The 13,064-nt window shown below is 48.5% G+C and carries 11 protein-coding genes; 2 read left to right on the top strand and 9 right to left on the bottom strand.

Annotated features, from left to right (window positions below):
• Window positions 1-136: 136 nt before the first annotated feature.
• Window positions 137-1,003, top strand: a complete 867-nt coding sequence (locus L6H98_RS07040; protein ID WP_236413913.1) for an AraC family transcriptional regulator — start codon at window positions 137-139, stop codon at window positions 1,001-1,003.
• A 136-nt stretch (window positions 1,004-1,139) separates the two neighbouring features.
• Here L6H98_RS07040 and L6H98_RS07035 read toward each other — a convergent pair whose 3' ends face one another.
• From L6H98_RS07035 to nikA, 8 genes are all read right to left on the bottom strand, one after another.
• Window positions 1,140-3,533: an ABC transporter ATP-binding protein/permease gene (locus L6H98_RS07035; protein WP_236413912.1), complete on the bottom strand. Its 2,394-nt coding sequence runs from the start codon at window positions 3,531-3,533 to the stop codon at window positions 1,140-1,142.
• 103 nt (window positions 3,534-3,636) lie between these two features.
• Window positions 3,637-4,323: a response regulator transcription factor gene (locus tag L6H98_RS07030; protein WP_236413911.1), complete on the bottom strand. Its 687-nt coding sequence runs from the start codon at window positions 4,321-4,323 to the stop codon at window positions 3,637-3,639.
• Entirely contained in the window at window positions 4,301-5,758 is a 1,458-nt protein-coding gene (locus tag L6H98_RS07025) for an ATP-binding protein (RefSeq protein ID WP_236413910.1), read from the bottom strand. The genes L6H98_RS07030 and L6H98_RS07025 overlap by 23 nt, the downstream gene beginning before the upstream one ends.
• Window positions 5,759-5,964: 206 nt before the next feature.
• The gene (locus L6H98_RS07020; RefSeq protein WP_236413908.1) at window positions 5,965-6,756 is read right to left on the bottom strand and encodes a dipeptide/oligopeptide/nickel ABC transporter ATP-binding protein; all 792 of its coding nucleotides are present in this window, start codon (window positions 6,754-6,756) and stop codon (window positions 5,965-5,967) included.
• Window positions 6,753-7,577 carry an ABC transporter ATP-binding protein gene (locus tag L6H98_RS07015; RefSeq protein WP_236413907.1) on the bottom strand — a complete coding sequence of 275 codons (825 nt, stop codon included), beginning with the start codon at window positions 7,575-7,577 and terminating at the stop codon, window positions 6,753-6,755. Before L6H98_RS07015 ends, L6H98_RS07020 begins: the two co-directional genes overlap by 4 nt.
• The gene (gene opp1C, locus L6H98_RS07010) at window positions 7,546-8,457 is read right to left on the bottom strand and encodes a nickel/cobalt ABC transporter permease (protein ID WP_236413906.1); all 912 of its coding nucleotides are present in this window, start codon (window positions 8,455-8,457) and stop codon (window positions 7,546-7,548) included. Before opp1C ends, L6H98_RS07015 begins: the two co-directional genes overlap by 32 nt.
• Window positions 8,454-9,386 carry a nickel/cobalt ABC transporter permease gene (opp1B, locus tag L6H98_RS07005; protein WP_236413905.1) on the bottom strand — a complete coding sequence of 311 codons (933 nt, stop codon included), beginning with the start codon at window positions 9,384-9,386 and terminating at the stop codon, window positions 8,454-8,456. The genes opp1C and opp1B overlap by 4 nt, the downstream gene beginning before the upstream one ends.
• Before the next feature lie 18 nt (window positions 9,387-9,404).
• The gene (gene nikA / locus L6H98_RS07000; RefSeq protein WP_236413904.1) at window positions 9,405-10,991 is read right to left on the bottom strand and encodes a nickel ABC transporter substrate-binding protein; all 1,587 of its coding nucleotides are present in this window, start codon (window positions 10,989-10,991) and stop codon (window positions 9,405-9,407) included.
• 391 nt (window positions 10,992-11,382) lie between these two features.
• Between nikA and pelA the strand changes: the two genes are divergently transcribed.
• Window positions 11,383-12,345, top strand: coding sequence for a pectate lyase (gene pelA / locus L6H98_RS06995; protein WP_236413903.1), 963 nt, complete (start codon window positions 11,383-11,385; stop codon window positions 12,343-12,345).
• A gap of 176 nt (window positions 12,346-12,521) precedes the next feature.
• On the opposite strand, the gene L6H98_RS06990 is transcribed toward pelA, so the two are convergent.
• Window positions 12,522-13,064, bottom strand: coding sequence for a TlpA disulfide reductase family protein (locus L6H98_RS06990; protein WP_236413902.1), 543 nt, complete (start codon window positions 13,062-13,064; stop codon window positions 12,522-12,524).

Below are 13,064 nucleotides of genomic sequence, written 5' to 3'. Positions count from 1 at the left end.
TATATTACATATTGGATAGTGAAATTGTACTGTCAGACATGAAAAGCGACAATCAAGGTTGTTGTGATGTTGTTTCAAAACATTATATATGTTGTCATTTCAATTCAGATTTTTGAAGGGAAGACATTAATCATTAATGAATACACGCCATGAATCCGACCAACGGCATGAAGATCAGGATTGCATCATTATTTATGTAGGCAAGCTGGCCGACCATCCTCATTGGAGTTTTCCGACCCATAAGCATGACGATTTGCACGAGATCATCTACGTCAATGACGGCAAAGGTTCATTTACCATCAATGGAATCAATCACTTGGCCCAAAAGGGAGATCTGCTCATTTACAACAGAGGGACGTTGCACGAAGAAAAGTCGAACCCGGATTTCCCGTTATCGACGCTGTATTGCGGCTTCCGTTTCAAGGAAGGTACCCGCGTAAATCATGATTGGGTTGTTCCTCCCGGCAGTGAACCCATCCTTCGCGCGAACCGTTATTCGGAAGAAATCCGCTCCTTGATGCAAACCTTGTTTAATGAATTTTCGATTCGTGAAGACGGTTACGAGGTAGTCTCTCAACATGTACTCAAAGCACTGTTAATGATCATTGAACGCATGTCACGCCATCAGCTCGCCACCGGAGAAATTGTTCGCGGCAACACGCTTGCCGAAAGCATCAAAGATTATCTGGACACAAACTATCGGCAAAACATCAAGCTCAAGGAGCTGGCAGAACAGTTCCATATCGACTTCTATTATTTGATCCATATGTACAAAAACCGTTTCGGCACGTCCCCCTACCATTATTTGATCCAGCGGCGGATGGGAGAGGCGACCCGCCTTCTCGTATCAACCAATAAAAAGATATGGGAAATCGCCAAATTGGTCGGCTACGACAACCCGAATTACTTCACAATTCTATTCACGAAAACGGTCGGCGAATCCCCGCGCAGTTTCCGCAAACAGAATCAAAAGGACATGTTTGGCGATCATGCATCCGATTAACCAAAAAAAGCAGCCTTCCTTGGATCAATGTCATTAAGTTTAGAACTTATCTTAAGGACATTAATCTTTGGATGGCTGCTTTTGGTTAAACGTTCAAATGTTACATGCAATGTTCAGTCAACATCGGTCAAGCGCGTTACTCCGTTCTTAAAGCAATGACCGGGTCTTTTTTGGTTGCCGCTCTAGCCGGAATCATCCCCGCGATCAGGGTCAAAAGCATGCTGCCAATGATTAGTATGGCGGAATGGGTTACCGTCAATTGGGCAATCCCCTCAATGCTCAGCAGATTAGCGATCACGCTGTTGATGACCAAAGTCAACAGATAAGAAATGACAATGCCCAGTGTTCCGGCCACGAGACCAACGATTAACGTCTCCGCGTTAAACAAGCGGGAAATGTCTTTTTTTCTTGCTCCGATGCTGCGCAATATACCGATTTCCTTGGTGCGCTCCAATACGGAGACATACGTGATGATTCCGATCATGATGGTCGAGACGACGAGAGAAATTGCGGCAAAACCGATCAATACGTAGGATACCGTATCCAGCACGGTCTGAATAGCCGATCCGATCATCTCGGACATGTCCGTGTATACGATCCGGTCCTCTTCCGATTTGCCTTCATTATACGCATCCAGATACTGTTTGATTTCATCCTTGCCACCAAAGTCTTTTGGATAAATGTTAATGCTTGAAGGTGTCGTGACCGCACCCAGCGCTCTCAAGCGAGCATCTTTGGCCTGTTCATTGGCAAAAGGCGTATTCAAAACGACATCCCGATCGGAAGCCTGCTGCGCCAGGGCAATCGCTGATTTTGCGGAATCGTTCACAATATAGTCCGTCAGCTTCGGCGTGTATACGATTCCTTCGGACAAGTATCCGCTGGATGATGCATTTCCGTCTTTCAATCTCAAAATGCCAGTGATCGTCAACTCCATCCCATCTGCATCCTCATACAATTCGGGATACGACTCAGCTGTTGCCGGAGCAAAAATGCCGTTCTCCTTTTCTGTATAAAATTGATCGTTCGGAACGATCTTCAATATTTTTTTGCCGATAAAGTCGCTAAGTTTATACTCTTCATTCTCTGTGAAGATACCCAATTTCTCAAAAAACGCTTGATCCAATCGGTTGTAAGAATCAACGACGAGGGCCACTTCATTTTCAGCCGTCGGATAACGGCTGCCCTCTCCAATGAAATCATAGAGGGAAGTAATGAATTCTTCATTGTCCGGAAGCTCCTGCCAATAGGTCGGGGCGGACCCGAATCCCGGGGACATGTCAGGCGAAGCGTTCACCGTAGTCTCAAATCTCACGACATCCTTGTCGCCTTTAGCGAGTATGTTCATGTCAACGTCACGGCCGTAGGTTACCGCATTTACAGCGCCCGGCAGCTCTTGTCCTATTTTGGAGACATAATCGAAATAACTCGCAGTCAATACGTTGGTATGCTGTTGCGTGTTGGCCGCGCTGTCGTGCGAATAAAGAACATCCCCGTTTGGAAATTCATCGTCTTTCCCACCGCTATTTCCTGTAAGTATGCCTGCTGCGGAATCCGGCGGTCCTTCGATTTGCTGCACATTCTCGGATATGGTCAGCGGGAATCCCGCCAGCGTTTCGGACTGCATTTTGGATATGTAATTGGATAAACCGGTGGATAGGGCTAATACAAGGGCAACGCCGATAATGCCGATGCTGCCTGCAAACGAGGTGATGAGCGTCCGCCCTTTTTTCGTCAGCAAGTTTTTGAAAGACAACGAGGCAGCTGTCACCAGGGACATTGAGGTTTTACCCAAGCTAAGTTTCTCAGCTCCGGACGAGCTCTGCTGCTCATATCCTGTTTTGTCGTTCAACATCGGATTGCTGTCCGACTGCACTTCTCCATCCCGCAAATGAATGATTCTGCTGCTGTATTCCTCAGCCAAGTCGGCGTTGTGGGTAACCATAATAACCAATTTCGTTTTGGAGATGTCTTTGAGGATCTCCATGACTTGAACGCTGGTTTGACTATCGAGTGCTCCCGTCGGTTCGTCAGCCAAAATGATGTCCGGATCGTTGACCAGCGCCCTGGCAATGGCAACCCGCTGCATCTGTCCGCCCGACAATTGATTCGGTCTTTTATCCAGCTTGCTGCCGAGGCCCACGGATTCCAAAGCCGCTTTGGCTTTTTGTTTCCGTTCCGAAACAGGTACTCCCGACAATGTCATGGCAATTTCCACGTTTTGTAGAATCGTTTGATGAGCGATCAGATTATAATTTTGAAATACAAATCCGATGGAATGATTGCGGTAAGCATCCCAATCCCGATCCTTGAAATGTTTGGTCGATCGCCCGCCAAGCGAAAGGTCTCCCTCATCATAACGGTCCAGTCCGCCCACGATGTTAAGCAGCGTTGTTTTGCCGCAACCTGAAGGTCCCAGGATCGAAACGAATTCGCTTTCCCTGAATTCCAGGGATATCCCCTTTAACGCCTGCACGGTTTCACCGCTATGGTATGATTTCTTGATGTCTGTCAGCCTTAACTTGCTCAATATGACTTCCCCCTTCATTTGATGTCTGAGCTCATCATAACAGCAGAATTTAAACTGACAGGGGGAAAGAGTTTAATAAAAGGTAAACCAATGTTCAAATCTCTTATAACCTGAATCGATAACCTGCACCCCAAATGGTCTGAATGTAAGTCGGATTCTGAGGGTCCTGTTCGATCTTCTCGCGCAACCGATTAATGTGTACGGCAACCGTCTTGAGATCACCGATCGCGTCCATCCCCCATATCCGTTCGTACAACTGCTCTTTGCTAAACACGATGTCCGGATTCGAGACCAGGAACAATAACAATTCAAATTCTTTATTTTTGAACTCAACCTCCTGCTGATAGACGAAAACCCGATGGGTTAACCTGTTGATGCGAATGGGACCGGCTTCGACTTCGCGAGAGTGCTTGGTTCCACCATTGGTTAAGCGGTCGTATTGCGACAAGTTGGCCTTCACGCGGGCAATCAATTCCGTTGGTGAAAACGGCTTGGCGATGTAATCGTCCGCACCCAGACCGAGCCCGCGAACCTTGTCCGACACTTCATTTTTGGCCGTAACCATAATAATGGGAATGTTCGTCTTCTCGCGGATAGCTCTGCACAGGTCATATCCAGACATACCGGGCAGCATGAGATCAAGAAGAATCAGGTCATACTCTCCGGAAGCCAAAAGCAAGCCCTCATGTCCGTCCGTCGCAATGCTCGTTTCGAAACCTTCGATCTCCAAAAAGTCCCGTTCGATTTCGGCGATGGCCATATCGTCTTCAATGATTAAGATTCTCTTCATCGTCTTCTCCTTTTACGCCCTTGTATTTGGGAATCGTTATAATAATCGAAAGTCCACCCCTTGGCTCCAGTTCCGCATGAATGCGTCCGCCCAGCCGTTCAATCACTTTGCTGGAAATGGCCAATCCCAGACCGCTGCCCAGATCAGGCCTCTTCCGTGATGCATCACTGCGGTAGAACACGTCAAATAACTTGCCCAATTCTTCAGGAGATACCCCTGGACCATTGTCCGTTAAACGCATTTCTACCCATTGTTCATTTTCCATCCATGTGATGGTTACGTCGACGCGCTCTTTGTCTTTATACTTTAGACTATTTTCCAGAACATTTTGAATCACATTGCGGAATTGCACCACATCGATCAGCGTCTCGGCTTGCGGAAATTGCTGTTCATAGTGAAGATTCAGCCCTTTGGGGCTGTACTCTGCTTCGAAAGCAGCCATGGTTCTCTTCATTTCAGCACCGATGTCTACAAGCTCCATGTACAGCGGGAAATCGCCGATATCCAGTTTGGAGAACAAGAAAAGCTGATTAATGATGTGTTCCAGGCTTGCCGTTTTGGCTTTAATCGTATCAAAATATTTCATTCGCATCTGTGGCGTGGTCGCCACACCTTTCTCCAACCCTTCCAAGTACGCTTTGATGGAAGTTAACGGTGTGCGCAAGTCATGGGAAATCCCCGCGATCAGCTCCCGGCGATTAATTTCGTTCTTTTTTCGCTCTTCGACCATGTTGGATAACTGTTCTGCCATGTCATTGAATTCCACACACACGGAAGCAAACTCATCCTGTTTATCGTAATGAATCCGATACTTCAAATTCCCGTCCCGAAGCTGATGCACGCCGTCCACGATGATCTGAATCGGATCCATGATGCTGCGGAAAACAAACTTCGTCAATGCCCTGTTCGTCACGATGGCCACGACTATGAGGATTGTCAGCATCAAAGCTCCGCCATATATCCGTTTCTCGAATGTGTCATGGTTATTGACCGTAAAATTAGAATCACTCAGTACAAGCGCATAATCCCCCGCTTCGGCCCGGTAAACAGCGAGCTGGTCGGTCACGATAATCACGTTGGATTGGGAATGATTCATGTCAGGCATTTCAACGTTAGTCGATGAAACCGGATAAATCCGATGTTGCCCCTGATACAGTGACAAGTTCATCCCCGTTCCCTCGTTCTGACGGTTGAATTCGTCTATATCGGACTGAATGGGTTCCTTGCTGGTGACGGATTTTTGCTTTGCGGCCAGCTCTTCGACCTTTTCCATGCGTTTCGAAAACAGTTCTCCATAATTCAAAGGAGGTTTCTCGCGAATTCCCGTGATCCCTGTGTAGATTAACATCAGGCAAATACTCGTCAAGATCAAAAGCAAAACCGGCATGACCAGCATCAGGAAGTTGGAGATGTAGAGTCGGCGTTTTACGCTCATGGTTATACGTCTTCCTCTCAAGGTAGTTAGAACCATTATAATGTAAAATGGTAAACCATCCGGGAACGAAACGTAAACTAATGGTAAACCGCCGCTGTTCTTACGACTAGCATACTTTTGTTCCTGATAAACTGAAAACCAAAAAAGACGCTAATCAGCGTCTTAAACAGGTCCATTCTCTACATTTCGAAGATGATCAAACCGGATCACAAGCTCTTCTCCCCGTTATAATCGGATTTAAAAGGAATGATCGATTCCAGCAAATGATTGACGTAATCGCTCTCCGCGCACGTAAAATGATTGCAGTCCAATTCTTCGATGATGCGTCCATCCCGCAAAAAAGCCAAACGGTTGCAGAGATAGGCTACGGCTTGAAGGTCATGGGCGATAAACAAATAACTTAATCGAAATTCGGACTGCAGGTCCTTCAGCAACGTTAGAATCTGAGCTTGTACCGACACATCCAGGGAGCTGATCGCTTCATCCAGAACGACGTATTTCGGGCGGGTCGTCAATGCACGGGCAATGCAAACCCGCTGCAGCTGTCCTCCGCTCAATTCATGCGGATGCCTGCTTAAGACGTCGGCAGGAAGCTGTACTTTTCCAACCAGCGATGCAATCCACTGCGTTCGTTCAACCTGGTTTGTTTTCATGTCGCCCAACATGTTCAGCGGTTCCTCTATGATCTGTCCGATCGTCCAGTTCGGATTGACCGATGTGCGGTAGTCCTGGAACACCACGCTAATCTTGCCTTTATTCTGTCTGATCCATTTCTTGTGCGGCACACCGTCGATTTGGATTTCGCCTCCATCATGCTGTTCCAAACCAAGCAGCATGCGGGATAACGTGCTTTTGCCGCTGCCGCTTTCTCCGATGATTCCGAGGCAGTCGCCCTCGTTCAGATGAAAACTGACATCTGTCAGCACATTTTTTTGGACGGGACGAAGGAATTTTCCGGGCATTTTATACCTTTTCTTGACGTGCTTTACGGATATCATGGTTTAGCTTTCACTCCACTCAGCAAAGAATCGTTAAAGCTGTTCGTCAGCTGCAGGCGGGTATTCACCAAATACTGCGTGTACGCATGTTTCGGATCATTGAAAACGGTTGATGTTACGCCTTGTTCGACGATCTCCCCATCCTTCATGACGATCACGTTGTCCGCCAATCGCTGTACGACGCCCAAATCATGCGAGATCAGGATCATCGTTGTGCCCGTCAGCTCCTTCAAGGAACGGAATTGCTTGACGACCTCCAGCTGATTGATGGAATCCAGTGCGGTCGTCGGTTCATCCGCGATGATCACGTCGGGTTTCATGACAAGGGCAATGGCGATCATGCATCGCTGAAGCATGCCTCCCGAAAGCTCATGGGGATAGCTGCCATAAACGGTACGCGGTTCCTGGAAATTCATCATTTCAAGGCTTTCCAGACTCAGCCGCTCCGCTTTTCTCTTTGGAACCTTGAGCAATTGTACGAATGTTTGGTTCATCTGGGCTCCGATTTTTTCAATCGGATTGAAGGCCGTCATGGCGTCCTGCAAAATCATGCTGATTTTTTTGCCGCGAATCGATCTTCTGCGCTTGTCGTTATCCTCCAGGAGGTTGCGATTCTCGAAAAGAACTTCACCTTCCGAACGGATCCAGCGCGGATTCACGCCCATGATTTCCCGAACCGTCATGGATTTCCCGCTGCCGCTCTCCCCCACGATCCCCAGGCATGTTTGCTGTTCCACCGTAAAAGAAGCATCCTTGACGATGACCTTGTTGGTTTTGGTATCTATGATGTTAAGATGGTTTACGGTCAAGATGGACATCATTGATCTTCCTCTCTCTGCCGAATCGGAACAGCTTTCGTTGTCGTTGGCGGCCAGTGACGTAAGATTGGGCGTTCAGCGCATGCTGCATGCTGTCCCCCAGGAAATTCAGCGCGGCAACGACAAGCAGGATCGTAACGCCCGCAGGTATCATTTGCCATGGATTCGTGAACAAAACGTTTTTCGCTTCATTCAGCATCATGCCCCATTCCGGCACGGGTGCCTGTACGCCCAATCCAAGGAAGGACAATGAGGAAATGCTCAGGATGACCCAGCCCATTTCCAGCGTCGAATGCGTGGTGAGTTCGCCGGAGATGCCCGGGAGAATGTGTTTTCTCATGATATATAAAGAAGAGCCTTGGTGAACTTGGGCAAACTTCACGTAATTTTTGGCACGATACTGCTGCACGCTGCTGTAGATCATCCGCGTGTACCAGGCCCATTTGGACAAGATGTTGGCGATGACGATATTGACGATCCCCGGCCCCAATATGCCGACAATGGACAAGATCATAACCTCGGACGGAAAGGATAACATCACGTCGCAGAACCGCAGAATGACCTCGCGCACTTTTCCGTTGGAATACCCGGCCATCAAGCCAAAGATCAATCCCGACACAATGGTCACGATCATGGCCAGGAATGCGTAGAAAAAGGTTGTACGAATGCCGAACAACAAACGCGACAGCAAATCCCGACCCAAATGATCGGTGCCGAGCCAATAATCCGCGCTTGGCGGGGAGAGCTTCACGGCGACATTGACCAAGGTTGGATCATAGGGTGCAAGGAGAGGGGCACACAGGCCGGCCAGCGTAACCATGGACAGAAATGCAAGGCACACCATGCCCAGTCGATCACCGCGCAAACGTTTGAAAAAACTCATTTTGCTTCCCTCCGTAATCTCGGGTCGATCAGCACGATCAGGATGTCCACAATCAGGTTGCACACGATGAACAGCACAGCCATCATGAAGATGTACGCCTGGATCACGGGAACATCGGAATTGAATATCGCTTTGACGCACAATCTGCCGATTCCCGGCCAGGCGAATATGTTTTCGACGACGACCGTACCCGCGATTAACCGTGGAACGGACATGCCGAATGCCGTCAAGGAGGACTGGATCGAATTCGTGAAGATTTTCCATGTGATCGTGCTTTGCTTCAAACCGCGCACCTTGGCGTAAAGGACGAAATTTTCATGTTTGTTCTGAACCATGTTATTGCGTATCAAGCGCACATACGTCGACAGAAACGTAAGCGACAGCGTGACCGCAGGAAGAATGATCGATGTCGGTCCCTCCATACCGCTGGTCGGCAGGAGTCCCAGATGCACCGAGAAATACCACATCAGCAGCAAACCGATCCAGAAACTCGGCATGGCGGCAAGCACGAATACGATGCCCCTCAGGAAACGATCCTGCCACCGGTTCTCGAACACGCTGCACAATATGCCGATCGACATGCTGAAGATGACGATGATCGCCAGCGTTGCTGCTGCCAGCTGCAAGGTTGGCGGAATCGCCTGCCGCAATTCCTCCAATACGGGTTTGTTGTTGACATAACTCGTGCCGAACTCCCCGTTAAAACTGTCAACGATCCAGTTCTTGTACCGCACGAGGAACGGCTGATTCAGGCCCAGCTCCTCGCGCATGCTCTGCACCATCTCGTCCGTCGGCGTAATCTGGTTGACGCGCAAGGCAATTTCCGCCGGATCGCTTGTCCTTAAGTTGATCAGGATGAATGCCAGGAAGGTAACCAGCACAAGCAGCGGGATGGCGCCGATGATTCGTTTGCTCAGGTATGCTTTCATCGTTCGACTCGCTCTCTGTTATTGAAAATACATCTTTTCAAACGGAATTTCGTATTGCGACACATTGAAATCCACGCCCTGCAAACGATCCGAGTGAATGGCTTTCACGACCGAATACGTCAAAGGCAAATACACGGCTTCGTCATGCACGTAAGTAAAGATTTCTTTGTATTTTTCCGCTCGCGCGGCCTCGTCCTGTTCAAGCAAAACTTCGCTAATGGTTTGATCCAACCAAGCTTTCTTTTCCAATCCCGCTTGGGCTTGGTAATCGCCGTGGGAAGGTACGCGCCATGTGGAGACGTACGTTTGCGGGTCATACGGCAGTCCCCAAGACAGGGAATATTGCAAATCAAAATCGCCGGATTTTTGGCGGTCAAAGTAAGCTTGCTTTTCTTCACCCAAAATTTCGAGTTCCACCCCGATCGCTTTCAGATCGCTTTGCATGGATTCGCCGATCGTTTTTTCTTGCGCATTGTCCGAGTTATACGAGAGCAGCAGATGAAGCTTCTGCCCGTTTTTGTAGCGGTAACCGTCATCCGATTTTACCCATCCTGCTTGATCGAGCAATTGCTCGGCCTGGTTGGCGTCGTAAGAACGGATGCTCAAATCGATGTTCGCATACGGCGTGGCCTTGGACATTAACGTATCCGCGATCTGTTCCGTATCGTTCAAAATGCCTGTAGCGATCGTCCGTTTGTTGATGGCATATTGCAGTGCTTCGCGTACGAGCTTGTCCTTCGTGAACGCGCGATTGCTGTTCAGCAGGATCGAGCGCGATCCGGACGGATGACTGATTTTCGTCGCGTATTTTCCACCCTCTTGCAGTGCGCTGAACGCATTGGCGTCCAGCATGTCGCCGTCGGCTCCGAAGATCAGGTCCACTTCGCCTTTTTGCAATCCCAGCAGGATCGTCTGATGATCCGGCATGACCTTCCAACGCACTTGTTTGATTTTGGGCTGCTCTCCCCAGTAGCGTTCATTGGAAGCAAACAAGGCATATTGATTGTCTTTGTGCTCCGTCAGTATGTATGGTCCGGTCCCGGCATAACCGTTTACCCCGTTCGCGGTCGTGCCGTCGATGAAGCTTTTGGGGGAGATCATGCGGAACGGTCTTGTCAGCCCCAGCTCTTCCAAAGTCGGATAATAAGGGTGCTTTAACGTCAATTCCAATGTGTGCTCGTCCACCACTTTCGTGTTGTCGATTTCCTGCACCAGATTGAGCCAGGCGTTCTTATCGTAATTGGACACGACAGCATCGATATTTTTCTTTACGGCCTCGGCATTGAAGGCTTCGCCATCGCTAAATACAACGTTTTTGCGCAAATGAAAGGTATATGTCAAACCATCCGGGGAGATTTCCCAGCTTTCGGCCAATTTAGGCTGCACGCCGTCCGCAGTATTCACGACGAGTGATTCAAAAACCATATTTTGCGCCGCCAATTCTCCGCCCGTCAGATGCGGATTAATGTCGCGAATATCTTTGGTGCTGGCAAAAACCAATTCGTCCTTGGCGGCTCCAGCTTCGTCATCCTGGCTAGCCTGCTGTCCACAACCGGTTAACACCACCAGCAAAAGCACCATTCCCATCAAAAATGTAGACTTCATGTTTTCCTCCTGAAAATTAATCGTAATAATAACGATTAAGATCGTAGCACAAACTTTGCTCATTCACAATGCATTTTTTGAAAATAAATGTGTACTTCCATTTTATTGTGAAACTATATTCATATAAAATTTGTATATTATCCCTATACGTCTATATGATTCAATTTAATTAAAGATTATCTCTGATGAACAATATATTCAAAATATACACCCATATGGTATGTGCAAAGATTGATATTTTTTAAAGTTTTGCATAAAATGAGCTTGTCCATATCCACAAATTGGAATGGACATGATGAAAATGGTTTTCCAGAATCAAAAAAAGGAGGCTGTAGCAGCGGTAATCGATATTTTGGAACCGTTCTCATTCCAAAACTTAGGAGGGTGAACTATGTTGAACGCGAAAAAAACGGTGACTTCTTTGATGATGGCCTGTGCCCTGGCACTTCCTGTTGTCGGAACGGCAATTCTACCTGCGGGGCAAGTCTATGCGGCGGATGCATCCGGAACGACGGCGAGCATTTCCGATATTTTGAAAAACCAGCGTCCTGACGGAGGATGGAGAAAAGATTACAAAGAAACGAGCGGAGAATGGGCAAAATCCACGATCGATAACAAAGCTACATATTCTGAAATCCGAAGACTTGCCAGCGAATTTAAAAAGACCAACAATCCCCAATATTCCGCTGCAGCGATCAAAGGCATCAACTTTTTGCTGAACATGCAGTATGCCAACGGCGGATGGCCTCAAATTTACCAAAGCTCGGGTTACCACAAACACATCACGTATAATGACGACGCGATGATCAATGTCATGTACCTGCTGGATGAAGTCGCTAACCGCAAGGGAGATTTCTCCTTTATTGACAGTTCCCTGGCCGATCGCAGCCGCAATGCTGTTAACAAAGGCGTAGATGCCATTCTGAATACACAGGTCGTCGTTGGCGGGAAGCTGACGGCTTGGGGACAGCAGCATGATTCCAGCACGTTGAAACCAGCGGGAGCACGGATATACGAAGTTCCCTCCCTCTCCGCCGCAGAGAGCAGCACTATCGTAAAATTCCTGAAAACACGCCCGGCCAATGCCAAAATTACCGCGTCCATTAACGGTGCCCAGGCTTGGTTTGACAAGGTCAAGATGACGGGCATCAAATTCGTGAGAGAAAACGGGGACGGCAAAGTCATTAAAGACTCCAGCATCACAACGCCGCTGTGGGCACGTTTCTATGAAATCGGCACGGACAAGCCGATCTTTGTCGGCCGCGACGGGATTGTCAGATACAATCTCAGCGAAATCGACCAAGAGAGACGGGCCGGCTACGCCTGGTACGGCAACTGGCCATCCAAAATCTAAGTTGAATGCACGGGATCGCCTCGCGGTCTGAACCATCTTCCGATCCCTGTGTCAATATGACCAAAACAGCTGCGCTCGAAGCAAATCCCAACGCTTCGGGCGCAGCCCTCCTTTACAACTTGATGATTCCGGCTCTCATTCTCCGGTTTCCAAAAGAGCCCGTGCCCTGCTCAAGATCAAAGCTCAGCCAGCCATCGGTCGATCGGCATGTCCTCATGCAGTTCGCCAAGAAGGATATGATCGAACGTTCCGTTCCGATCGACGATCATCGTTGCAGGCAATCCCGGCACACGGTAGGATCCTGCGATTTTGCCGGTCGCATCAATCACGACGTCAAGTTCAAAGCCGTTCTCGGCGAGATATTCGCGGACGGTTGCTTTGGACTCCCCCACATTGACGAAAATCGTCTTTACATTTTTATTATGGGATTGGGATAAACGGTTCAATAATGGCATTTCCCTGACACAGGGAGCACACCAGGAGGCCCAAAAGTGAAGGAGCACGACCTGCCCGCGATACTGCGAAAGTTGTACTTGTTCCCCTGACAAATCGACAGCTGCAAAATCGGGAGCCGTCTCTCCCACGGCAATAATCCCCTTTTCGGCCTTCTGTCGTGAATCTGCAAATGGTTGCAATACAACCGCAACCGCGCATACAACTGCTGCAGTGATGATCGTCCAAGCCAGTGCGCGCCGCATGATTATGGATAGAAATCGCAA

Origin of the sequence: Paenibacillus sp. JJ-223 (genome assembly GCF_927798175.1) — a bacterium.
GTDB lineage: Bacteria > Bacillota > Bacilli > Paenibacillales > Paenibacillaceae > Paenibacillus > Paenibacillus hubeiensis.
This window is presented reverse-complemented; position numbering and strand designations above follow the sequence as displayed.